27 protein-coding genes are annotated in these 23,988 nt (G+C 57.7%); 13 read left to right on the forward strand and 14 right to left on the reverse strand.

Annotation, left to right across the window (positions count from 1 at the left end; all coding sequences use genetic code 11):
- Positions 1-6 precede the first annotated feature (6 nt).
- The 3 genes from modC to modA are packed head-to-tail and all read right to left on the reverse strand — an operon-like array spanning position 7 to position 2,554.
- Positions 7-1,089, reverse strand: a complete 1,083-nt coding sequence (gene modC / locus ACFDAU_RS00080) for a molybdenum ABC transporter ATP-binding protein (RefSeq protein WP_413438011.1) — start codon at positions 1,087-1,089, stop codon at positions 7-9.
- A complete protein-coding gene (gene modB / locus ACFDAU_RS00085; RefSeq protein ID WP_413438012.1) occupies positions 1,086-1,763 on the reverse strand; it encodes a molybdate ABC transporter permease subunit in 678 nt (225 codons plus the stop codon). Before modB ends, modC begins: the two co-directional genes overlap by 4 nt.
- 35 nt (positions 1,764-1,798) lie before the next feature.
- On the reverse strand, positions 1,799-2,554 hold the full coding sequence (gene modA / locus ACFDAU_RS00090; protein ID WP_413438013.1) for a molybdate ABC transporter substrate-binding protein: 756 nt from the start codon (positions 2,552-2,554) through the stop codon (positions 1,799-1,801).
- 235 nt (positions 2,555-2,789) lie between these two features.
- Between modA and ACFDAU_RS00095 the strand changes: the two genes are divergently transcribed.
- Both ACFDAU_RS00095 and ACFDAU_RS00100 read left to right on the forward strand, forming a co-directional pair.
- Positions 2,790-4,625, forward strand: a complete 1,836-nt coding sequence (locus ACFDAU_RS00095) for a hypothetical protein (protein ID WP_413438014.1) — start codon at positions 2,790-2,792, stop codon at positions 4,623-4,625.
- A 207-nt stretch (positions 4,626-4,832) separates the two neighbouring features.
- Positions 4,833-5,756, forward strand: coding sequence for a DMT family transporter (locus ACFDAU_RS00100; protein WP_413438015.1), 924 nt, complete (start codon positions 4,833-4,835; stop codon positions 5,754-5,756).
- Between the two features lie 12 nt (positions 5,757-5,768).
- On the opposite strand, the gene ACFDAU_RS00105 is transcribed toward ACFDAU_RS00100, so the two are convergent.
- Both ACFDAU_RS00105 and ACFDAU_RS00110 read right to left on the reverse strand, forming a co-directional pair.
- Positions 5,769-6,308 (reverse strand): response regulator transcription factor, encoded by a 540-nt coding sequence (locus ACFDAU_RS00105; protein WP_413438016.1) that lies wholly within the window; start codon positions 6,306-6,308, stop codon positions 5,769-5,771.
- On the reverse strand, positions 6,305-7,576 hold the full coding sequence (locus tag ACFDAU_RS00110; protein WP_413438017.1) for an ATP-binding protein: 1,272 nt from the start codon (positions 7,574-7,576) through the stop codon (positions 6,305-6,307). Before ACFDAU_RS00110 ends, ACFDAU_RS00105 begins: the two co-directional genes overlap by 4 nt.
- A gap of 113 nt (positions 7,577-7,689) precedes the next feature.
- Between ACFDAU_RS00110 and ACFDAU_RS00115 the strand changes: the two genes are divergently transcribed.
- Positions 7,690-8,208 (forward strand): TlpA family protein disulfide reductase, encoded by a 519-nt coding sequence (locus tag ACFDAU_RS00115; RefSeq protein ID WP_413438018.1) that lies wholly within the window; start codon positions 7,690-7,692, stop codon positions 8,206-8,208.
- On the opposite strand, the gene ACFDAU_RS00120 is transcribed toward ACFDAU_RS00115, so the two are convergent.
- Positions 8,198-9,175: a hypothetical protein gene (locus ACFDAU_RS00120; protein ID WP_413438019.1), complete on the reverse strand. Its 978-nt coding sequence runs from the start codon at positions 9,173-9,175 to the stop codon at positions 8,198-8,200. The genes ACFDAU_RS00115 and ACFDAU_RS00120 overlap by 11 nt on opposite strands.
- Positions 9,176-9,390: 215 nt before the next feature.
- On the opposite strand from ACFDAU_RS00120, the gene ACFDAU_RS00125 reads away from it, so the two are divergent.
- Positions 9,391-9,831, forward strand: a complete 441-nt coding sequence (locus ACFDAU_RS00125) for a copper chaperone PCu(A)C (RefSeq protein ID WP_413438020.1) — start codon at positions 9,391-9,393, stop codon at positions 9,829-9,831.
- Positions 9,832-9,834: 3 nt separating this feature from the next.
- On the opposite strand, the gene mtgA is transcribed toward ACFDAU_RS00125, so the two are convergent.
- Genes mtgA through ACFDAU_RS00140 form a run of 3 tightly spaced genes read right to left on the reverse strand, consistent with a single transcriptional unit; the run spans position 9,835 to position 11,845 of the window.
- Entirely contained in the window at positions 9,835-10,524 is a 690-nt protein-coding gene (gene mtgA, locus ACFDAU_RS00130) for a monofunctional biosynthetic peptidoglycan transglycosylase (RefSeq protein ID WP_124703701.1), read from the reverse strand.
- Positions 10,524-11,342, reverse strand: coding sequence for a shikimate dehydrogenase (gene aroE, locus ACFDAU_RS00135; protein WP_413438021.1), 819 nt, complete (start codon positions 11,340-11,342; stop codon positions 10,524-10,526). The genes mtgA and aroE overlap by 1 nt, the downstream gene beginning before the upstream one ends.
- Before the next feature lie 50 nt (positions 11,343-11,392).
- A complete protein-coding gene (locus tag ACFDAU_RS00140; protein ID WP_413438022.1) occupies positions 11,393-11,845 on the reverse strand; it encodes a rhodanese-like domain-containing protein in 453 nt (150 codons plus the stop codon).
- 349 nt (positions 11,846-12,194) lie between these two features.
- Between ACFDAU_RS00140 and glnA the strand changes: the two genes are divergently transcribed.
- The 4 genes from glnA (at position 12,195) to ntrC (ending at position 16,751) form a co-directional block, all read left to right on the forward strand.
- Positions 12,195-13,604, forward strand: coding sequence for a glutamate--ammonia ligase (glnA, locus tag ACFDAU_RS00145; RefSeq protein WP_124703698.1), 1,410 nt, complete (start codon positions 12,195-12,197; stop codon positions 13,602-13,604).
- Between the two features lie 137 nt (positions 13,605-13,741).
- Positions 13,742-14,191: a DUF4124 domain-containing protein gene (locus tag ACFDAU_RS00150; RefSeq protein ID WP_124703697.1), complete on the forward strand. Its 450-nt coding sequence runs from the start codon at positions 13,742-13,744 to the stop codon at positions 14,189-14,191.
- 81 nt (positions 14,192-14,272) lie between these two features.
- A complete protein-coding gene (gene glnL / locus ACFDAU_RS00155; protein ID WP_413438023.1) occupies positions 14,273-15,328 on the forward strand; it encodes a nitrogen regulation protein NR(II) in 1,056 nt (351 codons plus the stop codon).
- A gap of 16 nt (positions 15,329-15,344) precedes the next feature.
- Positions 15,345-16,751 carry a nitrogen regulation protein NR(I) gene (gene ntrC, locus ACFDAU_RS00160; RefSeq protein WP_413439562.1) on the forward strand — a complete coding sequence of 469 codons (1,407 nt, stop codon included), beginning with the start codon at positions 15,345-15,347 and terminating at the stop codon, positions 16,749-16,751.
- A 39-nt stretch (positions 16,752-16,790) separates the two neighbouring features.
- On the opposite strand, the gene ACFDAU_RS00165 is transcribed toward ntrC, so the two are convergent.
- Entirely contained in the window at positions 16,791-17,468 is a 678-nt protein-coding gene (locus tag ACFDAU_RS00165; RefSeq protein WP_413438024.1) for a Crp/Fnr family transcriptional regulator, read from the reverse strand.
- A gap of 86 nt (positions 17,469-17,554) precedes the next feature.
- On the opposite strand from ACFDAU_RS00165, the gene ACFDAU_RS00170 reads away from it, so the two are divergent.
- Genes ACFDAU_RS00170 through ACFDAU_RS00185 form a run of 4 tightly spaced genes read left to right on the forward strand, consistent with a single transcriptional unit; the run spans position 17,555 to position 19,638 of the window.
- Positions 17,555-17,950: a hypothetical protein gene (locus ACFDAU_RS00170; protein WP_413438025.1), complete on the forward strand. Its 396-nt coding sequence runs from the start codon at positions 17,555-17,557 to the stop codon at positions 17,948-17,950.
- A gap of 3 nt (positions 17,951-17,953) precedes the next feature.
- Positions 17,954-18,400 (forward strand): glycine cleavage system protein H, encoded by a 447-nt coding sequence (locus ACFDAU_RS00175; protein ID WP_413438026.1) that lies wholly within the window; start codon positions 17,954-17,956, stop codon positions 18,398-18,400.
- A gap of 8 nt (positions 18,401-18,408) precedes the next feature.
- A complete protein-coding gene (locus ACFDAU_RS00180; RefSeq protein WP_413438027.1) occupies positions 18,409-19,119 on the forward strand; it encodes a thioredoxin family protein in 711 nt (236 codons plus the stop codon).
- A 6-nt stretch (positions 19,120-19,125) separates the two neighbouring features.
- Entirely contained in the window at positions 19,126-19,638 is a 513-nt protein-coding gene (locus tag ACFDAU_RS00185; RefSeq protein ID WP_413438028.1) for a hemerythrin domain-containing protein, read from the forward strand.
- Between the two features lie 17 nt (positions 19,639-19,655).
- Here ACFDAU_RS00185 and xth read toward each other — a convergent pair whose 3' ends face one another.
- The 3 genes from xth to ACFDAU_RS00200 are packed head-to-tail and all read right to left on the reverse strand — an operon-like array spanning position 19,656 to position 23,083.
- A complete protein-coding gene (gene xth / locus ACFDAU_RS00190; RefSeq protein ID WP_124703691.1) occupies positions 19,656-20,423 on the reverse strand; it encodes an exodeoxyribonuclease III in 768 nt (255 codons plus the stop codon).
- Positions 20,424-20,470: 47 nt separating this feature from the next.
- A complete protein-coding gene (locus ACFDAU_RS00195) occupies positions 20,471-21,037 on the reverse strand; it encodes a DUF4124 domain-containing protein (protein ID WP_413438029.1) in 567 nt (188 codons plus the stop codon).
- 21 nt (positions 21,038-21,058) lie between these two features.
- Positions 21,059-23,083: a M3 family metallopeptidase gene (locus ACFDAU_RS00200; RefSeq protein ID WP_413438030.1), complete on the reverse strand. Its 2,025-nt coding sequence runs from the start codon at positions 23,081-23,083 to the stop codon at positions 21,059-21,061.
- A gap of 61 nt (positions 23,084-23,144) precedes the next feature.
- Between ACFDAU_RS00200 and ACFDAU_RS00205 the strand changes: the two genes are divergently transcribed.
- Positions 23,145-23,696: a gamma carbonic anhydrase family protein gene (locus tag ACFDAU_RS00205; protein ID WP_413438032.1), complete on the forward strand. Its 552-nt coding sequence runs from the start codon at positions 23,145-23,147 to the stop codon at positions 23,694-23,696.
- Positions 23,697-23,728: 32 nt separating this feature from the next.
- Here the strand turns inward: ACFDAU_RS00205 and minE are convergent, their stop codons facing one another.
- Positions 23,729-23,983: a cell division topological specificity factor MinE gene (gene minE, locus ACFDAU_RS00210; RefSeq protein ID WP_124703810.1), complete on the reverse strand. Its 255-nt coding sequence runs from the start codon at positions 23,981-23,983 to the stop codon at positions 23,729-23,731.
- Positions 23,984-23,988: the final 5 nt, after the last annotated feature.

A 23,988-nucleotide genomic window follows, 5' to 3' on the forward strand; every position in this document is an offset into this window, starting at 1 on the left:
CAAAAGTCATCGCATCAGCGCGACAGACTTGACTTGCACCCATACCGGTTTTCCGGGCGCCAAACCCAGCGTTTCAGCGGAGAGTTTGGTGACACGGGCCAGTAGCGGCGTGTCCCCAACCTGTATGCGAACCAGGGCAAGGCTGGGATGAGCATCGTCGGCCAACGCGACAATGTTGCCGGGCAGCTGGTTGAGAATGCTGGTGTGGTCTGGGCGCACCAATGCCAGGCTCACGTCGCGCGCCAAAATTCTTACCCGTACGGGCGCCCCTACCGCCGCGCCTGTATCCCGCACCCACAAGCTGCCGCCAGCGAAATCTGCGCGTAGCAGGTGCCAGGTTTCGTCGCGTGCCCCGACATTGGCGTCGATCACCACGCCGGCATCTTCACCCAGGCGAATCGGCAAATCGAGACGTGCCAGGGTTTCGCTCAACGGGCCATTTGCAAGGGCACGGCCGCCGTCCATGACGACGATATGATGGGCCAGTCGGGCGACTTCGTCTGGCGCATGGCTGACGTACAGGATCGGTATTTCCAGTTCGTCGTGCAGATGTTCCAGAAACGGCAGTATCTCCTGCTTGCGTGCCAGATCGAGTGCGGCAAGCGGTTCGTCCATGAGCAATATTTTCGGACTTACGCTCAATGCGCGGGCGATGCCTACCCGCTGGCGCTCGCCGCCGGAAAGCGTATCGGGTTTTTGCGCCAACAATGCACCGATGCCCAGCAATTCGATGGCCTGATCCAGTGAAACGCGCCGTTCTGATACCGGCACCCGTTTCATGCCGTATTCCAGATTGCGGCGTACATCGAGGTGGGGAAAAAGGCTGGCTTCCTGGAATACATAACCCAAAGGGCGCTGGTATGCGGGCAGGAAAACCCGCTTGGCATGGTCTTGCCAGACTGCCCCATTGACTTGTAAAAAACCATCCGGGGCGCGCTCAAGTCCGGCAATGCAGCGCAACAGTGTCGTCTTTCCGGAACCAGAAGGCCCGAACAGCGCAGTGACGCCACGCCCGGGCAGTTCAACATCGACATCCAGAGAAAATCCGCTGTAATCGAGCTTGAGGCGGGCGCGGATAGCCGAATTCATTTGCGTCGACCGGTAGGATTAAGCGTGTACAGACCCAACAGGACGAGGAAGGAAAAGATCACCATGCCTGCAGCCAGGCCGTGCGCGTGGCCATATTCCATCGCCTCCACCTGGTCGTATATTTGCACCGATACCACGCGGGTTTTGTCCGGGATATTGCCGCCTATCATCAGCACGACGCCAAATTCGCCCACCGTGTGCGCGAACCCCATCACCATCGCGGTAAGGTAGCCGGGTTTGGCCAGGGGCAATATTATGGTGAAGAAAGTATCCAGCGGCGAGGCGCGTAACGTAGCGGCCGCTTCGGCATGACGTTCATTGACGGCTTCGAACGCATTCTGTATCGGCTGCACCACAAAAGGCAGCGAGTAAAAAACCGAGGCGACCACCAGTCCCCAAAAAGTAAATGGCAGGAGTCCCAAACCCAGCGATTGAGTGAAATGGCCAACTGGGCCATCAGGGCCCATCGCAACCAGCAGGTAAAAACCCAGCACGGTAGGTGGCAGCACAATAGGTAATGCCACCAGCGCTCCGGCGGGTCCTTTCCACCACGAGCGTGTGTGTGCCAGCCACCATGCAATGGGTGTGCCGGCAATGATCAGGATTAAAGTGGTAAGCGCAGCTAGCCTGACGGTTAACCAGACTGCAGTGAGATCTGGATTGTCAAAAGTCATACATTACGTCGGAATAATATATTTAAGCACGCATCTTACAGCGTGTAACCGTAAGACTTGATCACATTCTGGGCTTGCCTGGTTTTGAGGAATTTGAGTAAGGCGCTGGCCGCGGGATTGTCCTTGCCTCTGGTTAAAATGACTGCATCCTGGCGAATCGGCTTGTGCAGGTTTGCGGGTACCACCCAGGCGGACCCGCCGGCCAGTTTGCCTTTTGCATAAACTTGCGACAAGGCGACAAATCCCAGTTCGGCATTCCCTGTGCTGACAAACTGATATGTCTGAGCAATGTTTTCACCCTGCACGAATTTGGGTTCCAGCGTGCTCAGCAGACCGAGTCTGCTCATGGTTTCGATCGCGGCTGCGCCGTAAGGCGCGAGTTTGGGTGCGGCCAGGGCGATATGGGCAAAATCGCCCTTCTTCAACACGGCACCCTTGTCATCGACAAACCCCGGCTTGGCTGACCATAGCGCCAGTGCCCCAATGGCGTAAGTGATACGGCTACCGGTCACAGCCAAACCTTCTTTTTCCATCCTGGCGGGTGTTTCATCATCCGCTGCAAGGAGTACTTCAAAAGGCGCACCGTTCTTGATCTGCGCGTAAAATTTGCCGGTAGCGCCAAACGACAATTCAGCTTTGTTCCCGGTGGCCTTTTCATAATCTGCGGCGATGATTTTCATGGGGGCGGTGAAGTTGGCAGCCACGGCGACTTGAACTTCGTCAGCCAGGGATGTGGCAGGCAAACCAAAAACCATTAAGCTGGCAAGCAAAACAGCATTGCGTGAAGTCATCGTTGAGCCCCTATGGATATTACAAAGAAACGGATAAATGGCGTGGCCAGACTCGATATATATTTCATAATATAACGGTGGCCGATTGGTGGTCAAATCCGCTACTAGACCGCATGCTCAGGCAATCTATCCATCCGTTATAAATCCTCGATATGACGCCATAAAAAGTGCCGCTCAACAGGTGCCGCACATCTCGGTAGAATGCCGGGATAACTTACAACCTCAGGAGACCAGCATGGCCACCCGCGATACCCTTAGTGCAAAAGAGGCATCCTGCAACAGCCCGGAAGAATGGGCCGCTTTGGCGCATGAGGCGCTGACCGAACCTGCTGATGCTGAATACGCGAAAAAACTGGTGGATGACATTGCCGGGGATTGCCAGTTCACCAAAGATCTGGTCGCGGTAGCCACGGTATACAAGGCCCTGGGAGATGATGCACAAGCAGCCGAGCTCATGCAGCAGGCCGAGGACTACTGCATGAGCGGCGAGGAACAAATCGCGCTGGCCGAAGGCAAGTTCAAGGTGCTGGGCGACAAGGCCGGAGCAATCGCCGCCTACGAACAGGCGCTGAAGGAGACCGCCAATGTTGCGCCACTGCTGGGCTTGGCGAAAACAGTGCTGACTGTGATCGGCGATAAGGACTTTGCCAAAAAAATCTATGCCAAGGCTGAAGCGAAAGTGGAAACGGTCGCCGCGCGGGCGGCCGAATACGTCAAGCTGGCGCAGGCGGCTAGCGCAGACCTGGGCGATCCGGACTATGTAACAGAGCTGTACGCGCGTGCCGCGACCAAGCTCAGCGCGCCCGCCGACCTGCTATTGCTAGCCAATTCCATGAACGATCCGGCGCGTGCCAAACCGCTCTACACCAAGGTGCTGGAAGGCAGCAGTGACGTGCAAAGCCTCGCCAAATTGCTGGAAGCCGCACAAGCCGCCAATGATGCGGATTTCGTCAAACTAATCCTGGAAAAAATGGCCGGGCTGGCCACCACCACCCCCGAGTTGCTTTCTCTCACGGACGGTTTCATGGCAGTCGGAGACAAAGCCAACGCCAGCAAGACACTGGATGCCGCCGAGGACAAGGTGACCAGCGCAGATGAAATGCAGAAGGTGGTAGACGCCACAGGACGTCATTTCCCCGAAGATGCGGCACGCCTGGAACGTGCCAAACAAAAACTGGAAAAACGCATCGCCAATCAGGCGCGCTATGTCGAATTCCAGACGCTGGAAAATGCCTTATCCAGCGTCAAAGCCACCTTGCACCTCGCCGACCGGGTAGCCGTCGAACTGGCGGATCCGTTCTATGCGGCCAAACTGCTCGACCGTGCAGAAAAAATGCTGGCGGAAGAGCCGTTCCAGTTCAGCCGCACCCAGCCGCTCATCGTCGCAGTGGATAAGCACACTGACGACACCGCCTGGTTGACGCGCCTGCTGGACGAATCGGCTGCCAAAACGACCGATTTCATCTGGTTCAAGGAGGTCGCACACACCGCGGCGCATCTGCCCCATCACACGGAGCTGGGGCGTGAAAAGGCGCGTGCTTATTTAAAAGACTGGGAAGCCAGACTCAAGGGCGGGCAGGCCGGTGTGTACGACTACACCAAGCTGGCGCAAGCCGTGATCACTGACCTTGGCGACGCCACATGGGGAAATGCGTTGCTAAATGACGCGCGCGCCTGTGCCAAAGATCACTATGCCCTCGCCCACATCGGTCATCTTAATGCTCAGGCTGGCGACGCTGCGGGCGCGGAAGCCCTCTACCTGCAAGCCGCTGCGCTGTGCACCTCCGGGGAGGCTGCTCTGCAATTGCTTGATCGCCTTAAATCCTACGAACTTCCTGAAGCGCAATTGCGCAAGATTTATGAAGCCTGTGGAAAAGCGCTTACTTCCCCTGCCGACAAGCTGCGCTGGGTGGAAGGCATCACCGAATGCTTCCGTGACAAAGCCTGGGCTGCGCAAGCATACGGCGCGATAGAGAGCCAGTTTACCGGTGCAGACAAAATGCGTTTCCATCAATCACGCATGAGCCGCGTGGGCGATGAGTTTTATCCTTACCGTCGACATGCTGCATAAATTGACACATCCAGTACGCGCAGGTAATTTGCAATCATGACTGCAAACCTTCAATACTGCGCTGCACCGTGCGCCCTCCAACGAATGTGGCTGTGGAAACATTCCACTGCTGCGGTCGCTTTCTATTGATTTAACTCAGAATACAATCGCAGGTCTTTGCTGCGATTGTATTGCCCGCCTGGACCTGCGTTTACCGAAAGGGTCTAAGTGGCAAATTCAATAAAGCATGTTGCGATACAACACCATGCAATAACAGGCGGGCTGCTTGCCTTGCTGGCAGCAATAGGATTCTCGGCCAAGGCCATTTTAGTCAAGCTGGCGTACGCGGCTCACGTCGATGCGATCACCTTGCTGGCAGTGCGCATGGCCTTCTCCGTGCCGGTATTTCTGGCCGTTGCCGTATGGACAAATACCCGCAAGCAACAGACTGCATTGACTGTGCGCGACTGGTTCGTAGTGGTTGCGCTCGGGCTTATCGGCTACTACCTCGCCAGTTATCTGGATTTTCTTGGTTTGCAGTATATTTCGGCGGGATTGGAGCGCCTGATCCTGTTCCTCTACCCGACCATGGTCGTGGTGCTGAGCGCATGGCTGTACCGGCAATCCATCAAGCCACGCGAGCGGTTCGCTTTGCTATTAAGTTATGCCGGTATCGCGCTAGTCTTCGTACACGATGCGGGAATGCGCGGGAACGGCATATCGACTGGCGCCCTGCTGGTATTTGGCAGCGCATTGGCCTACGCGATTTACCTGATCGGCGCGAACCACACCATTGCACGTATTGGTGCTACCCGCTTCACAGCCTATGCAATGACCGTAGCCAGCGGCGCCAGCATCGCGCAATTTGCGGTGACGCATCCGCTGAATGATTTGATACTTAGCGAACGAGTCTATTATCTGGGGCTGGCAATGGCAGTCTTTTCTACCGTGCTGCCTGCATTTTTGATTTCCGCCGCCATGCGCCGCATCGGCGCCGGCAAAACGGCGCTGATTGGTGCAATCGGGCCCGTATCGACGATCTATTTGGCCTGGGTGTTTCTGGGCGAGAGGGTGTCTCTCACGCAAATTGCCGGCTCGGCACTGGTGCTGGCGGGCGTACTGGCAATCAGTATCCAGCGCAGCGGGCGTTGAAACGAGGCAGGTTTACCGGCGCACCGGGCGCTTCGCCAGCTTGCGTTGCAACGTGCGCCGGTGCATGTTCAACGCACGTGCGGTAGCAGAGATGTTGTTGTCGTTTTCACCCAGCACGCGCTGGATGTGTTCCCATTCCAGGCGTTCCACCGAGGGGGGTTGCAGGTTCAATGCCACACTGGCATCGCCTCCGCCACGTTGCAGGGCTGCTACGATTTCATCGACTTCTGCGGGTTTGGCGAGGTAGTGCGTGGCGCCGAGCTTGATCGCTTCGATGGCGGTGGCAATGCTGGCGTAGCCGGTAAGCATGACGATGCGGGTGTGCTCATCAAGCTGCTTCAGGCGCGCCACCAATTGCAGACCGGATTCACCGGGCATTTTCAAGTCGAGCACGGCGTATTCGGGCGGGTTTTGTTCGGCCAATTGCAGCGCATCTGCAACATTGGCAGCGCCGCTAACCGTGAAGCCGCGCCGGTTCAGTGCCTGCGTCAATACCTCGCGAAAGGTGGCGTCGTCGTCGACCAGCAACAGGCTGGGGCAATCTGCGGTCATGGTGTGCGTGGCTCATGCAGAGGCAGACATACTACGATGTGCGCGCCGCCGCCTTCGCGCGGCAGCATGCGCACGCTGCCACCGAGGCGCTCAATGCTGGCGTTGGCCAGGAACAAGCCCAGGCCGATCCCCCCCTGCGCCTGTTTGGTGGTAAAAAAAACTTCGCCGGCACGCGCCGCTGCCTCCTGGTTAAAGCCTTGCCCGCGGTCAAGGATGTCGAGAGTCAATTCCCGGCTATCCCAGCGCGCTTCCAGTTCTACCGCAAAGGGAGCGGCGTCTGCAGCGTTGTTGAACAGGCTGAGCAGCGCCTGGCCTAGCGTTGCCTCGGCCAGGATATTGGGTGCCGGACGTATGCCTTCCCAGCGAGTTTGCAGGCCGATCGCCGGGCGCACCAGTTGCCATTGCGCCACCAGCTCATCGAGATAGATGTCTACCGGCAACAGGCGCGCGTCTTCGGCACGCCCGGCCCCACCGGTGGCCGTGAGCCGGGTGAGGATCGCTTTGCAGGCCGTGACCTGGTTGCGCAGGATTTGCAGGTTGGCAGCCAATGCCGGATCGTCGCCGTGCTGGTATTGCAACTCCCCGGCAACCACCGCCATGGTAGCCAGCGGCGTGGACAATTCGTGCGCAGCGCCCGCCGCCAGGCAGCCCAGCGCCACGATTTGTTCGTTGCGCAAACCGGTTTCGCGTGCCTCGGCCAGTTCCCGTTCCCGGCCGCGGATCGAGGCGGCCATGCGGCCAATGAAGAAGGTGATCAATACCGCGCTGGCAATGAAATTGAGCCACATGCCTGCCACATGCAATGCAAAGGCCGCAGCGCCGTGCGGCATGTCCAGGGGCAGATAGAAAAACATCAGAAAGCTGTATGCGGCCACGCAAATCGTGGTCAGCGCCCATGCATAGAGCGCAGGCAGGGTAATGGCCGCGACGATGATGGGCAACAGATACAGTGAAACAAACGGATTGGTCGAACCGCCGCTATAGAATAGCAGCGTGGTCAGCGCCGTCACATCCACCAGCAATTGCGCGAAAAACTCCATGGCGGTGACCGGCCAAGGCTGTGCCAGGCGCACCCAGGTGGCCAGGTTGAGCAACACAAGCAGGACGACCACCATCAGCATTGGCAGTAGCGGGAGCCGGATGTCGAGACCAAAGTTGACGCCGGTTATTGCCAGCGTCTGCCCGGCAATGGCATACAGCCGCAGCACAAACAGGCGGCGCAACATGCCGGCGACGGGAACGGTGCGAAAACGGTTGGTAAATGTCATGGCGTGCCATTGTACGCCGGCCGTGTGCCGGATCGCAGCGACAATTGGTCGCAGGCTAGGGGTGCGCCACGCCGGGTAAACTGACTTTAATATGAGCTGACAAAAGAGGGATCATGCAATATCTGGCCGGCATTATTCTGGCAGGAGTGCTGGCCGTAGCAGGCGTGTCTCCGGTATTGGCGGACAGTTTGCGAACGGGCGCGGCAGCACCGGCGTTCACCGTGACGACGCTGGATGGTCGCGTCCTTGGTTCGGCCAGCCTGCAAGGCAAAGTGGTATTGCTGCATTTCTGGGCGACCTGGTGTCCGCCCTGCCAGGCGGAAATGCCTGCGCTGGAGCGGTTCTACCAGCAGCACCACGATGAGGGTCTGGAGATTATTGCTGTCAGCGTTGAAGACCGCAGCGATGAAGCCAAAGTACGTGCGGCAGCGGCAGCCTACACGTACCCGCTGGCCCTGATCTCCAACGCCACAGTGTCAGGCTATGGGCGTATCTGGCGTTTGCCGCTGACTTTTGTGATTGACCGCGCTGGGGTGCTGCGCAAAAGCGACTGGTCAGGCGAGCAACCCATCAGTGCGACCAGCCTGGACGAATATGTCCTGCCCTACCTGAAAACGCCGGTCACAAACTGAAGTTCAGTCCTACTGAAGCGTTCCAGCGCGGAGCCAGTTGCAGACCTTCAACATATTGATACAGCGGCACCTGGATGAAGCCGTAAATTTTGGTGGACTTGCTGATGGCGGCAGTAAAGCCAGGGCTCAGGTAAACCAGCTTGCCGCCGGTATTGCCAGGGTCCGCATTCAGGCCGGTATCGCGTTGGCGCGTCTGCGCATTGATTTGCAATTGCGGCACGATATTGCCGAACTCCATGTAACGCACCCCAGCATTCAGGTTGAGTGCATTGCCCGGGCGGTAATCATCCACGATTTTGATCGGCGCCTGAAAAAGGCCCTGCGTAAACCAGTCCCAGCTTTTATTCAGCGAGCCATAGCGATAGACGCCGAGGATAATATCCGTGCTGCCACTGCCAGGTTGCAGGCTGCGATCCAGCGGTGTGCCGGCGCCAGGACCGCTGGAGAAGTCGTAATCATGCTTGCCGGTGGGTAATTTCAGCCCGAACTGGATGCCGGTATCGCCATCCGGAAAAAAGCCCTGATAACGCGCAATCAGCTTGATGTCGCCCACGCTTTGAGTATGCGAGTAGGTGTTGTCGGTATCGCCCGCGCCAAGCGTGCTGTGGTTGCGATCGATGTAGGGAACCTGCAGGTTGAATCCCCATGCGCGACTGGGCGAATAATCAAGCCCCAGCGTGTAGTAATGATTGGTGGTTATTCGCTCGGTCTCTCCCACGGTGCCGTGGGCCAGCGCTGCTGCCACGTCAGCACTGCTGGCCGTGCCGCTGCCGTGACGGAGCTGATTCTGGTTGATATAGTCGTAACGCAAGTCCACCCGCACACCCGGTGTGCTGGCCAGCCCCTGATTTTCCCAATCCGAACTCAAGGTGCACCCACAACTGGAACACGCCAGTGCCGATGCGGGTGTGAGCAGCGTGGCACAAATGACCAGGTTGCGGATATTGCTGGATTGGATTGCCATCATGGAGTACTCCCGGTGTTGTTAGAATGGAATCTTTGATGGCCGGATATTAACTTGTCGGGCCGTGTGCATGACATGTGACACGGTGTCGCACCTGCTTGATATGCGACAATTAGCCACACTCCAGCGCCTTTCCCTGCTCTGCACTTTGCGCGTATTTTATTGAGTGTTTACGAGGCTACAATCCGAAGCTTGAATTTCAATTGAGGGGATCAATCATGAAACAATTTGCAATGCTGGGCCTGGCGCTACTGGCGCAGAGTGCAATGGCTGCTGACGTGAAAGTGGAGAATGTCTGGATGCGTGCCACGGTACCGGGCCAACAGGTGGCGGGCGCTTACATGGATATTACCAGCCCGGAAAACGCCAGGCTGGTTGGCGCCCTGAGCCCGGCGGCCGGCAATATGGAAATACACCTCATGCGCATGAATCATGGCGTGATGGAAATGCGCGAAGTCAAGACACTGGCCTTGCCCAAGGGCAAGACAGTGAAATTGGCTCCCGGCGGTTTTCACCTGATGCTGTTTGATCTAAAACAGCCATTCAAAACCGGAGAGACCGTGCCGATCAAGCTCACCATCGAAACGGCGAACAAAAAGCGTGAAATTGTGGAAGTCGCCGCCCAGGTGCGCGACCCGAGCGGCCAGATGATGCACTGAAGCTCAGCGCGGCACCACCGCCGAACCCATGCGCGCCTGGATGATGGCAGCCCGGTGCAATAACCCGCGTGCATTGCGATGGGTATCGTAGTAGCGCGGATTAGGCACCATGGCGGCGAGCTTGGCAGCCTGCGCCGGAGTCAGTGCTGCTGCCGAAGTGCGATAATAATAATGTGCGGCTGCCTGCGCACCGAATACGCCATTGCCCCACTCGATGACATTCATGTATATCTCCAGGATGCGGCGTTTGGGCATCATTTTTTCCAGCATTACCGTGATGATGGCTTCCTCCAGTTTGCGCCACGGCGTGCGGCTGCCCGACAGAAACAGATTCTTGGCGAGTTGCTGGCTAATGGTAGATCCGCCAGCAACGATCCGGCCTTTTTTCAGGTTTTTTTCAGCCGCGTACTGGATACCTTCCCAGTCAAAGCCATCGTGGCTGAGGAAACGCGCATCTTCTGCCGCGACCAGGGCGCGCTTGAGATTGCCGGATATTTTTGCGTACGGTACCCATTTGTGGCGCAGTTCCGCATCCGGGTTGTTCTGCTGCAGGATGTCCAGGCGTTCATCCATGAATGCGCTATTGGCTGGATTGTGATCCACCCACCACCATACATGGGCAAAAATCCACAACTGATAGCCCAGCACCAGCAATAGCAGCCCAAGCAGCCCACGTCGTAGCCATTTTCCCATTATGAGTGCTGACGCAGCATTGCTATGACCGGCGCAGTGGTCGGACGCACCTTGCGCCAGACATAAAATGCTTCGGCCGCCTGCTCGACCAGCATCCCCAGGCCATCAGAGCACTGGCCCGCGCCATGACTGCGGGCATGGGCGAGAAACGGGGTTTCACCGATGCCGTACATGATGTCGTAGGCCAGGCTGTCCACAGCGTAGAGACCGGCGGGCAATGGAAGCTGTTCGCCCGACAGGCTGGCCGAAGTGGCATTGATGACCAGATCAAACTGCCTGCCTGGCAGAGCGGCAAAATCGCAAGCCTCCACCACGCCATAGGGTGAAAATTGATGCTGCAGTATTTGCGCTTTATTCAGGCTACGGTTGGCAAAGACCAGGAGCGCCGGAGATTCGGCCAGGAGCGGCAAAGCGATACCGCGTGCCGCGCCACCTGCGCCTATGATAAGAATCCGTTTCCGCGCAATGTTAAAGCCGAGATTGCGTGTGATGTCTGCCACCAGCCCGGCACCGTCGGTATTGTCGCCCTCGATACGCGCGTCGGTAAATGTCAGGGTGTTGACCGCGCCCGCAAGCCGCGCGCGTTCGGAGATCTCGTCAGCCAACGCAAATGCCTGTTCCTTGAACGGCACGGTCACGTTCGCCCCGGCTCCGCCTGAACGACGGAATGCATTGACCGTTTCAGCGAAGCCGTCCAGTGGCGCCAGGAGCCGCTCGTAGACGATATCCTGGCCGGTTTCACGGGCAAAAGCGGCGTGAATGAGTGGTGATTTCGAATGCTCGATCGGGTTGCCGATCACGGCATAAAGCTGGGACATGGCGGCGTACTGAAATTAAACTGGGCAGATTCTAGCGGGATAATGACCGATTAGCGATGTTTCCATGGCAAATCGGCAGTTTTCCAGCCGCCGTCCTGCCCGCGTTTGCCGTCCGCGCTCTTGCAGCCTTCGAAACCTTCCAGCACATTGTAGACTTCAGTGTAGCCCGCGTTGTGGGCAACCAGGGCAGCTTGATGAGAACGCTCTCCGCTACGGCAGATAAACATGACCAACGCTTCCATATCCACCTGCTGTTTGAGTTGCTGCAAGAAGTACGGATTCGGCACCCAACCCGGATAAGCTTGCCACTCCAGCTGCACGGAACCGGGAATTTCGCCGACCAGATCCCATTCCGCATGCGAGCGCACGTCCACCAGTCGAGCGCCGGGGGCCTGGTGCCAGATCAAATTGGCCTCGACCGGGGTCAGCGCACCTGCGTAGGGCAGCCCGGCCAGTTTGCCGCGTTGTTGGGCATGTTTGAGAATATGGCTAATGGTGGGCATGGCGAGTTCCTTGTTGTGTTGTTGGATTTTGATTTCAGTATAGTCAGAATCGTGTGGACAGGACTCGCCGCCGCTGCATGCACCAACATTGGGCATTTAGATAAGGAGTTGCTCCAAAACAGGGCGTATTTTTTGTTTCAGAGATGAAAGCGCTTGTGGCACAATTGCCAATCTTGGGCGGCTGTTCTATGCAGACGTCCGGCACATGGCAATGTCAGCTACTTTGTTTCACCTGCTGAATAGACAATGGCAGGGATTTATTTTGCTGGCATGTTTTCTGCTCAAATATTGCCCCAGCAGAAAAGTGCACCCGGTTTTTATGCAAACGCAACTCAATGAGGAGATTTAAATGGCGGTCGCCGATGTAATGAAAATGGTCAAAGAAAATGATGTGAAATTCGTTGACTTTCGTTTTACCGATACCCGTGGCAAAGAGCAGCATGTAAGCGTGCCTGTGAAACAGCTCAACGAAGAAAAATTCACCGACGGCCACGCTTTCGACGGTTCCTCCATCGCCGGCTGGAAAGGCATCCAGGCTTCCGACATGATCCTGATGCCGGATCCGGACAGTGCCCGCATGGATCCTTTCATGGACGAATCAACCTTGCTTCTGACCTGCGACGTGATTGAGCCGACCGATATGAAAGGCTATGACCGTGACCCGCGCTCCATCGCCAAGCGCGGCGAAGCCTACCTCAAATCCACGGGGATTGGCGACACCGCTTATTTTGGCCCAGAGCCCGAATTCTTCATTTTTGATTCCGTGAACTGGCATACCGACATGTCCGGCACCTCAGTCAAAATCAATTCCGAAGAGGCGGCCTGGAGTTCTGGCGAAAAGTACGAGGGCGGCAACATGGGCCATCGTCCAGGCGTAAAGGGCGGTTACTTCCCGGTTCCTCCTGTGGATAGCCTGCAAGATATCCGTTCCGCCATGTGCCTGGCGCTCGAAGACATGGGCGTGCCGGTAGAAGTGCATCACCATGAAGTTGCGACCGCCGGCCAGTGCGAAATTGGTACCATGTTCAGCACCCTGACCAAGCGCGCCGACTGGACTCAGATACTCAAATACGTGGTGCAAAACGTTGCCCACGCCTACGGCAAAACCGCGACTTTTATGCCCAAGCCTATCGTTGGCGACAACGGTTCCGGCATGCATGTGCACCAATCCATCTGGAAAGACGGTAAAAACCTGTTTGCCGGCAATGGTTATGCCGGGCTGTCCGAAACCGCCCTGTACTATATTGGCGGTATTATCAAACATGCCAAGGCGCTGAATGCCATTACCAACCCGGGCACCAACTCATACAAGCGTTTGGTACCTGGCTTTGAGGCTCCGGTAATGCTGGCCTACTCTGCCAAAAACCGTTCTGCCTCGATTCGCATTCCGCATGTCGCCAGCGAAAAAGCACGCCGCATCGAGGTGCGCTTCCCGGATCCTTCCGCTAATCCTTACCTGGCCTTTACTGCGTTGATGATGGCGGGTCTGGACGGCATCCAGAACAAGATTCACCCAGGCGACGCTTCCGACAAAAATCTCTACGACCTGCCGCCGGAAGAAGAAGCCAAGATTCCGAAGGTATGCCACTCTCTGGAGATGGCGCTGGAAAATCTGGACAAGGACCGTGAGTTCCTGACGCGTGGTGGGGTATTCTCCAATGAGATGATCGATGCCTACATCGAACTGAAAATGGAGGAGGTCACGCGTTTCCGCATGACCACCCATCCGGTCGAGTTTGAAATGTACTACTCCCTGTAAATCGGGGCTGTTACGTTAATAAAGGGCGGGGTTTACCCGCCCTTTTTTTGTGCATCAATTGTTTGCGGCCTTCATTTGCCATAAACTCTCCGTTGTCCTGGCCGTTATAGTGTGTATGTCTTTTACCTGTTCTGGATATGAAAGCCGCCCTACTCATCATTGGTCTGATCGTCAGTCTTCCCGTCCACGCAGAAATTTACAAATATGTGGATGAATCTGGTCAAGTCACCTATACCAACCTGCCCAGGCGAGGTGCCAAACGACTGAATCTGGAGCCCGCGGAAACCACTGCAGCGCCTGCGCGCAAAAAGGAAGCCAGCACGCCGGCCAATTTCCCGCGCGTGGATAGCAATACGCAACGTAAGCGCGATGATTTGCGGCGCAGTGTATTGCAGGATGAGTTGCTCACCGAAGAACGCAATCTAGCAGAAGCGACCGCCGCGCAAAAGGCGGGTGAAGCGCTGCGCAGCGGCGAACAGGCTGGCAGTGCAAGCTGGCGCGCACGCACAGATAAATTGCGCGATATCGTCAAGCGCCATGAAGACAATATTCGCGCATTGAAAAAAGAGCTGGCCAGCATAAAATAATTGCACGCTGCATTCCTGGCGCGTTAGTTGCTTGTTAAGGTGAATGCATTCACTCAAACTACCCCAACCCTACCCTTCACGATGCATGTCATAGACAGTCAGTTAATGGGTCTGGAGTACTTGGCCACTGCCGTGCTGGCACTGGATGCGGCACGCCAGGCATGTTATTTGAACCCCGCTGCAGAAAATTTGCTCGGGCTTTCCGCCAGTCAGGCGGGCGGCCTGTCGCTGGATACCTTGTTCAACTCGCCGAAGCAGTTACACGCGGCTCTCGATTACGCGCTTTCACACAATGCCAGTTTTACCGAGCATGAGCTGGTCCTGGAAGTGAATGCTAACCGCCTGCAGGTGAGTTGTACGGTAACCCCGCTGGAAAATGCGCCGGTGGCATTCATGATCGAGTTCCACCCCATGGATCAGCAACTTAAAATTGCTCGCGATGAACGCATGCTGCTGCAACAGCAGGCCAATCGCGAACTGATCCGCAACCTCGCGCACGAGATCAAAAACCCACTGGGTGGCATCCGCGGTGCGGCGCAGTTGCTGGAGCATGAGCTGCCCAAGGAAACCCGGGAATATACGCAGGTTATCATCCAGGAGTCCGACCGCCTGCAATCCCTGATGGATCGCTTGCTTACGCCACATCGTTTGCCTCAAATCAGCGCGGTAAATATTCTGGAAGTATTGGAACGGGTACGCAGCCTGGTGTTGGCGGAAACGCAGAGCGGGCTCACTATCCGGCGCGACTACGACACCAGTATTCCTGACATTACCGGCGACCGTGAGCAGCTGATCCAGGCCACGCTCAATATTGTGCGCAACGCAGTTCAGGCGTTGCACGGGAAAGGCGAGATTGTGCTGCGTACGCGCATTGCACGGCAGGTGACCCTGACCATGAAGCGCCACCCGCTGGCGGTGCAAATCCAGATTATTGACAACGGTCCGGGAATCCCGGAATCGATACGCGAACGCATTTTTTATCCACTGGTGTCGGCCCGCGAAGGCGGCAGTGGTCTAGGCCTGACGCTGGCGCAAACGTTTGTGCACCAGCATCAAGGCACCATCGAGGCGGATAGCCGCCCTGGCCATACCTGCTTTACCCTGCTGCTGCCACTGGGGCAACAGCAGCAAAGTTAACTGACTATAAATTATGATGAAACCTGTCTGGATTATCGACGACGACCGCTCCATTCGCTGGGTGTTTGAAAAAGCGCTCAAGCGAGAGGAGATCCCTTTCCTCAGCTTTTCTTCGGTGCAGGAAGCCGAGGCTGCACTGGAAAAAGACTCGCCGCAAGTGGTGGTGAGCGACATCCGCATGCCTGGCGCTTCCGGGCTTGATTTGCTGCAGCAGCTCAAAGCACGCTATCCGCGTCTCCCGGTTATTATCATGACCGCCTACTCGGATCTCGAATCCGCCGTCGCGGCTTTTCAGGGCGGCGCATTCGAATATCTGCCCAAGCCATTCGATGTGGATCACGCTATCGAGCTGATTCGTCGCGCCATCGACGAGAGCCAGCGCGAAGATGAAGCTGCCGCGCCCAGCGAGGCGGTGCCGGAAATCCTCGGTCAGGCGCCCGCCATGCAGGAGGTATTTCGCGCCATTGGTCGGCTTTCGCAATCGCACACCACGGTGCTGATTACCGGCGAATCCGGCAGCGGCAAGGAGCTGGTTGCATCAGCACTGCACCGCCACAGCCCGCGTGCAGCCAAGCCCTTCATTGCGCTGAATACCGCAGCGATCCCTAGGGATTTGCTGGAATCCGAATTATTCGGCCATGAGCGCGGCGCCTTTACCGGTGCGCAAGCCCAGCGTCGCGGCCGGTTTGAGCAGGCCGACGGCGGCACTCTGTTCCTGGATGAAATCGGCGACATGCCCCCCGAGTTGCAAACCCGTCTGCTGCGGGTGCTGGCGGATGGACAGTTTTATCGTGTGGGTGGCCATCAACCGATCAAGGTGAATGTACGGGTGATTGCTGCCACCCACCAGGATCTGGACAACCGGGTAAAGGAGGGTCTGTTCCGGGAGGATCTCTACCATCGCCTGAATGTGATCCGACTGCGGTTGCCCGCGCTGCGCGAACGCAGCGAGGACATTCCCATTCTGGCACGGCATTTTTTGCAAAAAACGGCACGCGAACAAGGCGTGGAACCCAAAAAGCTCTCCGATGCGGCGCTCAAGCATCTGAGTCACCTGGCGTGGAGCGGCAACGTACGCCAATTGGAAAATGTCTGCCATTGGCTCACCGTGATGGCACCCGGGCAGAATATTGATGTGGCTGATTTGCCGCCCGAGTTGCTTGGCTCAGGGGGGCTGGCTCCAGCTGGAGGCAACTGGGCGCAGTCGTTGGCGCGCGAGGCAGATGCTGCCCTGGGGCGTGGTGAAGTGGGGATTATCGAAGGGCTCACCCAGGAATTCGAAAAAACCCTGATCACCGTTGCGCTCAAGCACACCGGCGGTCGGCGCATCGAGGCAGCCAATCTGTTGGGTCTGGGGCGCAATACCCTGACACGCAAGATTCAGGACTTGGGTCTGGAAAGCAAAGACACGCCCGGGGAATAATCCGGCCGCACAACCTGAAGAATATGTTCAGTAAGGGTTTCAGGAAATACGGCCCAGCGCATCGGGTTTGAGCACGACGACAGTTTCAGCATTGACCTCGATCAAGCCTTCGTCACGTAGCTTGGACAGGATGCGCGACAGCGTCTCCGGCTGGATACCGAGTAGCGAGGCGATGGTTTGCTTGGATGCCGGCAGTCGAATCGTGCGGGTATCTGCACTTTTTTGCGCCGGCTGCGCCAGCAGGTACTGAGCAAAGCGTTGCACGCCGGTTTGCAGCGTGAGGCGATCGATTTCCGTCACCAGGCCGTGCACGCGTCGACTCATTGCGGCCAGAAGCGCCAGGCATAAATCCGTATTGCCGCGCAGCAGACCCATGAAAAAACCGGCGTCGAAGGCAATCAACCGCGTCGGCTCCAGAGCCGACGCGTGGACCGGGTAGCGCCCGCCCATGAACATCACTGCCTCGGCGAATAGATGCTCGCGTCCGATCAGTTCCATGACGTGTTTCTGCCCATCTTCCGCAAGCAGAAACAGCTTCATCGTCCCTGTTTTGACCAGATAAAACCGGTTGCCCGGATCATTTTTTGCGAACAGCGGTGCGCCGGCGTCCAGCTCGCGCCAGCACGCACGCTCCGCGATTTGTGCAAGCAGCTCTCGATCCAGATCGCGGAACAGGTAAGCGAGGCGGAAATCCTTGATATCGGGTGTAGTTGGCATGGGCGTTTGATCTAGATCAAGGTATTAACAAAACAAACCGGGTAAGTTGGTGTCACAATCATCACAGGTGTTACTGGAGTCCCTTCATGCACAAGCGCAATCGCTGGTTTGTAACTATTTCTCTCATGTATGGCCTGCTAGGCGGTTTGGTTGCGCTGATCCATTTGAGCTTCCCGGGACTGATCCCCGGCAACGTGGCGCGCATGCACGGCCACATCATGCTGCTCGGCTTCATCCTGATGATGATCTACGGCGTCGCCCTGCATGTGCTGCCGCGCTTTTCCGGTAATGCATTGTATTCCGAGCGCATGGCGAACTGGCAGCTCTATCTTGCCAACGCCGGATTGCCGCTCATGATAGTCGGTTGGCTGGCCCTGCTCAATTGGCTGGTGCTGGTGGGCGGCGCGATCGTTTATGCCGCCATTATACTGTTCGGCGTCAATATGCTGTTCACCGTCAAGCCTCATGGGCCCTGGAGATAAATCATGTCCGAACACCGCGGCTGCGAACTGCCGGAAGACCTCTACTACGATCTGGATTACGTCTGGGTGCGGCCGGAAGAAGACGGCACCTACACCATCGGCCTCACCGACCCGTCGCAGACCATGTCGGGCAAGGTCCAGTATGTATGGATCAAGGACGTTGGCACCCATCGCGAATGGAAAAAACCGATGGCACGGCTGGAGTCGGGCAAGTGGGCGGGCGGCATCCCGGCACCCTTCCCCGGCGTGATCGTGGCGCGCAACGAGACGGTATTGGCCAACCCCAACCTGATCAACATCGATCCCTACCACGACGCCTGGCTGGTGCGCATGAAACCGGACGACCCGAGCACCGCATTGACCCATCTCACCACCGGCAACGCCGCACAGGAAGCGCTCAAGGCGTGGATAGAACGTTATGACGTGCAGTGCATGCGCTGCCAGGATTAGGAACAAACATGAAAGTCGAATTGCTGGTTTCGGAATGGTGCGCTTCCTGCCATCAGTCAGAAAAAATCTGGCGCGAGGTGGCCGAAGAAAAGGATATCGAATTCGCGGTGCTGGATATGGGCCAGCCAGAGGGGCGCGCCCTGGTGAGCCGGCTGCGCCTGAAAACCATCCCGGCGGTGGTGATCGACGGCGAATTGAAGGGCATCGGCGTACAAACCTTTGCCGAAGCGCGTGCCTGGGTGGCGGCCGCACCCGCCAAGCAGAAAACCGATATGCAGCACGCTGGCCTCACGCTGTCGCTGGATAATCGCCTGTTCATGCTGGGGGCCATGGTCTATCTGATGCTGGGCGGGCTGGGGCTGGCCATTAATGGCACCCTGCTGACCGACGGCCCGGCGCGTCCGGTGGCGCTGCATCTGATCACGGTGGGCTTCATGCTGATGCTGATATATGGACTGGCCGCGCATATGCTGCCGCGGTTTACCGGCAACCCCATCCTGATGGGGGTGTGGCCCTGGCTACAGATGGGGCTGGTGCATGCCGGGTTGCTGGCTTACAGCGCCGGTTTCCTGTTGGGTGTTTATCCGGTGATCATCGCCGGCGGTGCGCTGATCTGGCTGTCGCTGCTGGTTTTTGCGGTGCGCATCTGGCCGGTGCTATGGCCCAAGCCGCGCAACAACGGCACGGTCATCCCGCTACATATTCAACCGGGGGAGTAGCAAACCATGCAACTTATGCCCAAACCAGCGCCAGGATTCGATGACCCGTTAGGCCTGCTGCGCGCCTGTCATGAACGCATCCTCGGCCATTGCGATACGCTGGAACGGCTGGTATCGCATTTGCGACAACACGGTGCGGATCAGGATGCGCAGCTGGCGGCGGCACGCATTCTGCGCTATTTCCAGGTGGGAGCACCACTGCATCACGAAGATGAAGAGCGTGATCTGTTTCCGGCACTGCGCGCTCATTCCGCTTTTCCGGCCATCCAGCATCGGACGCTGGAAAACCTGATGGCCCAGCATCGCGAACTGGACAAGCTATGGATACAACTGGAGGCAGCTTTGCAGAGCATTTCCGCAGGCGCACCAGCCGACCTCACTGCACAGTCCTACGTGGCGCTGACGCGCGCGCATATTGCCGTGGAAGAGCGCGAAATCTTTCCGCTGGCCGAGCGTTATCTGGATGCGGCGGCGCTGATCGCTCTGAGCCACGCCATGCGGGCGCGCAGGCAAACGTAACGCAATACGGCTATCCGCTATCCAGCCAGTTCCGCCACTACCGGCGCATGGTCGGAGGGGCGTTCCAGCTTGCGCAGGTCCTTGTCCACGACGCATCCGGTACAGCTGGGTGCCAGGGTGTCGGAGAGCAGGATATGGTCAATGCGCAGCCCCATGTTGCGTCGGAACGCCGCCATGCGGTAATCCCACCAGCTGAAGGTCTGTTCCGGCTGATCGAACAAGCGAAAGCTGTCTTTCAGCCCCAGCGCTAGCAGTTCGCGCCAGGCCGCGCGTTCGGGTTCGGAGACCAGTACCGAGCCCGCCCATGCCGCCGGGTCGTGCACGTCACGGTCTTCGGGGGCGATGTTGTAATCGCCCAGCACGATCAGTTTCGGGTAGCGCGTCAGCTCGTCCCGGAGCAGCCTGGTGAGTGCCTGCAGCCAGGCCAGCTTGTATTGATACTTATCTGAATCCACGCTTTGACCATTGGGTACATACACGCAGATTACCCGCATGCCATCCACTGTGGCAGCAAGGACGCGTTGCTGCAGATCATCGTAACCTGCAATGCCTGCAGCCACGTCCAGCAAGGGTTGCTTACTGAGAATGGCCACCCCATTGTAGGTTTTTTGTCCTGCATACACGACCTGATACCCGGCGGCCGCGATTTCGGCACAGGGAAATTTCCCATCCTCCAGCTTGGTTTCCTGCAGGCATACCACGTCGGGCTGACGCGCAGCCAGCCAGTCGAGCAAATGCGGCAGACGAACCTTGAGGGAGTTGACGTTCCAGGTAGCTATTTTCATAAATGGCGCAAATTATTTGCCCTGCCCAAAACCGCGCTTTTACGAGGCTATTCTTTAGGCGCCGGTGGCTGGGAGGATGGGCCTGTGGCAGAAGCGGGATTGTTTACTGCTTTGTCGGGTGTCGCAGTATCGGTCTTGCGCTCGCGCAACGGCAGGTTCGACTTGGGATAGCCGCCTTCATCCAGAGCCGTGTTCCAGCGATTGGGATCGAAGCCTTTCACGTGTTGATTGCCAACCTTGAGCACCGGGACCTCCATTACGCCCACCAGCTTCATCAATTCGTCGGCGTCGGTTTTCTGATTCTGCGGATCCTTGGCGGCATAAGGAATACCGCGCTTGTCGAGCAGCTTGCGCGCCTCGTCGCAGAGCGTGCCACACTGGCCCGCATAGAGGACAACCGGGTTTTTCGCCATGGCCTGCTGGAGCGGGTAAGACGTCTGCCCGTCGATCACGTTGCTGCCGATGGTGCGTTGCTCGGATTTTTTCACGCCCGCGGGAGGCGGCTGGTCGCTGTATTGAACCTGGCCGTTTTTATCCACCCAGCGATAAACCTGGCTGGCATAAACACTGGTGGCGCACAGTAGCAAAACCATTGAAGCCGCAAGTTTACGCATTGCTTGTCCCCCTTTATGTATTCAAACCATGCCGTTGTGGCGCAGCAAGGCGTCGATGGTCGGTTCGCGCCCACGGAAGGCAACGAACGATTCCAGCGCCGGGCGCGAGCCGCCCACACCGAGAATTTCGCTCCAGAAGCGGTGGCCGACGCTTTCCGACAGCACGCCGTTTTCCTCGAACAGGCTGTAGGCGTCGGCGGACAGCACTTCCGCCCACTTGTAGCTATAGTAACCTGCCGCATAGCCGCCTGCGAAGATGTGCGAGAAGTTGTTGGGAAAGCGGTTGTAATCGGGCGGGATCAGCACCGCCACCTGCGCGCGGATTTCCTGCAGCAGTTGCAGCGCGGTCTTGCCGGTTGCGGGGTCGAAGTCGTCGTGCAGGCGCATATCGAACAATGAAAACTCGATCTGGCGCAAGGTCTGCAAGCCGCTCTGGAAATTCTTCGCGGCGGTCATCTTGTCGAACAGGTCACGCGGCAGCGCAGCGCCGCTATCCACATGCCGGGTCAGGTGCTTCAATACCTCCCATTCCCAGCAGAAATTTTCCATGAATTGCGACGGCAGCTCCACTGCGTCCCATTCCACGCCGTTGATGCCGGACACGCCGAGGTCTTCGATTTTGGTCAACAGATGATGCAATCCGTGGCCGAATTCGTGGAACAGGGTAATCACTTCGTCGTGGGTGAATAGCGCCGGTTTGCCGCCGACTGGAGCAGAGAAATTGCAGGTGAGATACGCCACCGGGGTCTGGATGGCGTCGTTTTTACGGCGCCGGGTCAGCGCATCGTCCATCCACGCGCCGCCGCGTTTGTGCTCGCGTGCGTACAGGTCGAGATAGAACTGCCCGATCAGGCTGCCGCTGCGGTCGCGGATGTCGAAAAATTTCACGTCCGGGTGCCAGGTTTCGGTCTGGGAAGCGCGGATGTCCAGGCCGTATAGCGTTTCAACCAGCTTGAACATGCCGGGCAGCACCTGGGTTTCCGGGAAATACTGTTTCACCTCCTGGTCGGAAAACGCATAACGCGCCACGCGCAGCTTTTCGCTGGCATAGGTCGCATCCCAGGCCTGCAAATCGACCAGACCGAGTTCGGCGCGGGCGAATTCGCGCAGTTCGTCCATGTCGCGTTGGGCGTGGGGTTTGGCACGAGCGCCCAACTCGCTCAGAAACTCTTTTACCTGCTGCGGCGTTTCCGCCATTTTGGTGGCCAGCGATTCTTCCGCATAACTGGCGAAGCCCAGCATGGTGGCGTCTTCGCGGCGCAAGCTGACGATCTGGTTGATCAGATCGGTGTTGTCCAGGTCGGGTGTACCGAACTCGGACGCGCGGGTGACGTAAGCCCGGTAAATCTGCTCGCGCAGCGCGCGATTGTCCGCGTACTGCATCACCGGCATGTAAGAAGGGGCGTGCAGGGTGAGCTTCCAGCCCGGCTTGCCATCGTGCTCCGCCGCCTCGCGCGCCGCCTGTTTCACGTCGTCGGGCAGGCCGGAGAGCGTGGCTTCATCGTCGATGAACAGGCTGAACGCATTGGTGGCGTCGAGCAGGTTTTCTTCGAATTTTGCCGACAGCTTGGCCAGCGCTTCCTGAATTTCCAGAAAGCGTGGTTTCTGGTTTTCGGGCAGCTCGGCGCCGCCCAGACGGAAACCGCGCAGTTCATTCTCGACAATTTTTTTCTGCGCCGGGTTCAGCGTCATATAGCCCGCGCTGTCCTTGAGTGCCTTGAACTTGGCAAACAGCGCCAGATTCTGCGACATTTCAGCGTAATACTGAGTAAGCTTGGGCAGATTGGCGTTATACACCTCGCGCAACTCGGGACTGTTCATCACGCTATTGAGATGCGATACCGGCCCCCATGCCCGCGACAGGCGCTCGTTGGCGTCCTCCATCGGCTGCACGAAAGTCTTCCAGGTCGGCGCCTCGGCAGCGTTGGCGAGCCGGTCTACCAGCGCCTTGTTCTCGGCCAGCAGCGCATCCACGGCGGGCGTGACGTGTTCGGGTTTGATTTGCGAAAAACGCGGCAGAGCGGAAAAATCGAGCAAAGGATTCATGGCGCAACCTGTAAGAAATTCAGCACAATATAATAACCGTTTTCAAATGCGAGATAACACTATGTCAGGACAGCTCCCAGCACAGAATGTTCAAGTCTTTCGCGGCGTGCTGCCGCGCGTTGGGCGCGGCAGCTGGATTCACGACAGCGCGCGCGTCATCGGCGACGTCGTTCTCGGCGACAACGTCTCGATATGGTGTGGCGCCGTCATCCGCGGCGACGTGAACAGCATCCGCATCGGGGCCGGCACCAACATCCAGGACAACAGCGTCCTGCACGTCTCCCACAAGACCGAACGCGACCCCATGGGCGCGCCGCTCATGATCGGCGCCAATGTCACCGTCGGCCACAGCGTCATCCTGCATGGCTGCACGATAGGCGATGAATGCCTGATCGGCATGGGCTCCATCGTCATGGACAAAGTGATGATCGAGCCGCGCGTGCTGCTCGGTGCGGGGAGTCTGGTACCGGAGGGCAAGGTGCTGTCAGGCGGCCATCTCTACATCGGCCGCCCGGCCAAGGTGATACGGCCGCTGACCGATGAGGAGCTGGCCTACTTCAGCTACTCTGCGGATCATTATGTGAAGCTGGCGCGGGATTATCAGCAAGGCTGACATTGCGGCGTGCCCGGCGTCTCAGGTCATATTCAGGTTTGCGGAATTTCGATTTTGACTTCGAGAACCTCGAGATTGTCCTGGCGTTCCAGGCTGACCTTGATATCGTCGGCGCCGATCTTCACGTATTTGGAAATTACCGCCACCAGTTCCTTTTGCAGCGCCGGCAGATAATCGGCGGGTGCATGTCCGCCGGCACGTTCGTGCGCGATGATCAGTTGCAGGCGCTCCTTGGCGACCGACGCGGTTTTCTTTTTTTCCCCAAGCAGGAACGAGAGTATTGACATCATGA

Source organism: Sulfuriferula sp. GW1 (assembly GCF_047300855.1).
Taxonomy (GTDB): domain Bacteria; phylum Pseudomonadota; class Gammaproteobacteria; order Burkholderiales; family Sulfuriferulaceae; genus Sulfuriferula.

Coding starts and splice junctions, on each gene's coding strand:
- modC (WP_413438011.1), bottom strand. CDS start 1,089: ATGAATTCGGCTATCCGCGCCCGCCTCAAGCTCGATTACAGCGGATTT.
- modB (WP_413438012.1), bottom strand. CDS start 1,763: ATGACTTTTGACAATCCAGATCTCACTGCAGTCTGGTTAACCGTCAGG.
- modA (WP_413438013.1), bottom strand. CDS start 2,554: ATGACTTCACGCAATGCTGTTTTGCTTGCCAGCTTAATGGTTTTTGGT.
- ACFDAU_RS00095 (WP_413438014.1), top strand. CDS start 2,790: ATGGCCACCCGCGATACCCTTAGTGCAAAAGAGGCATCCTGCAACAGC.
- ACFDAU_RS00105 (WP_413438016.1), bottom strand. CDS start 6,308: ATGACCGCAGATTGCCCCAGCCTGTTGCTGGTCGACGACGACGCCACC.
- ACFDAU_RS00110 (WP_413438017.1), bottom strand. CDS start 7,576: ATGACATTTACCAACCGTTTTCGCACCGTTCCCGTCGCCGGCATGTTG.
- ACFDAU_RS00115 (WP_413438018.1), top strand. CDS start 7,690: ATGCAATATCTGGCCGGCATTATTCTGGCAGGAGTGCTGGCCGTAGCA.
- ACFDAU_RS00120 (WP_413438019.1), bottom strand. CDS start 9,175: ATGATGGCAATCCAATCCAGCAATATCCGCAACCTGGTCATTTGTGCC.
- ACFDAU_RS00125 (WP_413438020.1), top strand. CDS start 9,391: ATGAAACAATTTGCAATGCTGGGCCTGGCGCTACTGGCGCAGAGTGCA.
- mtgA (WP_124703701.1), bottom strand. CDS start 10,524: ATGGGAAAATGGCTACGACGTGGGCTGCTTGGGCTGCTATTGCTGGTG.
- aroE (WP_413438021.1), bottom strand. CDS start 11,342: ATGTCCCAGCTTTATGCCGTGATCGGCAACCCGATCGAGCATTCGAAA.
- ACFDAU_RS00140 (WP_413438022.1), bottom strand. CDS start 11,845: ATGCCCACCATTAGCCATATTCTCAAACATGCCCAACAACGCGGCAAA.
- glnA (WP_124703698.1), top strand. CDS start 12,195: ATGGCGGTCGCCGATGTAATGAAAATGGTCAAAGAAAATGATGTGAAA.
- ACFDAU_RS00150 (WP_124703697.1), top strand. CDS start 13,742: ATGAAAGCCGCCCTACTCATCATTGGTCTGATCGTCAGTCTTCCCGTC.
- glnL (WP_413438023.1), top strand. CDS start 14,273: ATGCATGTCATAGACAGTCAGTTAATGGGTCTGGAGTACTTGGCCACT.
- ntrC (WP_413439562.1), top strand. CDS start 15,345: ATGAAACCTGTCTGGATTATCGACGACGACCGCTCCATTCGCTGGGTG.
- ACFDAU_RS00165 (WP_413438024.1), bottom strand. CDS start 17,468: ATGCCAACTACACCCGATATCAAGGATTTCCGCCTCGCTTACCTGTTC.
- ACFDAU_RS00170 (WP_413438025.1), top strand. CDS start 17,555: ATGCACAAGCGCAATCGCTGGTTTGTAACTATTTCTCTCATGTATGGC.
- ACFDAU_RS00175 (WP_413438026.1), top strand. CDS start 17,954: ATGTCCGAACACCGCGGCTGCGAACTGCCGGAAGACCTCTACTACGAT.
- ACFDAU_RS00180 (WP_413438027.1), top strand. CDS start 18,409: ATGAAAGTCGAATTGCTGGTTTCGGAATGGTGCGCTTCCTGCCATCAG.
- ACFDAU_RS00185 (WP_413438028.1), top strand. CDS start 19,126: ATGCAACTTATGCCCAAACCAGCGCCAGGATTCGATGACCCGTTAGGC.
- xth (WP_124703691.1), bottom strand. CDS start 20,423: ATGAAAATAGCTACCTGGAACGTCAACTCCCTCAAGGTTCGTCTGCCG.
- ACFDAU_RS00195 (WP_413438029.1), bottom strand. CDS start 21,037: ATGCGTAAACTTGCGGCTTCAATGGTTTTGCTACTGTGCGCCACCAGT.
- ACFDAU_RS00200 (WP_413438030.1), bottom strand. CDS start 23,083: ATGAATCCTTTGCTCGATTTTTCCGCTCTGCCGCGTTTTTCGCAAATC.
- ACFDAU_RS00205 (WP_413438032.1), top strand. CDS start 23,145: ATGTCAGGACAGCTCCCAGCACAGAATGTTCAAGTCTTTCGCGGCGTG.
- minE (WP_124703810.1), bottom strand. CDS start 23,983: ATGTCAATACTCTCGTTCCTGCTTGGGGAAAAAAAGAAAACCGCGTCG.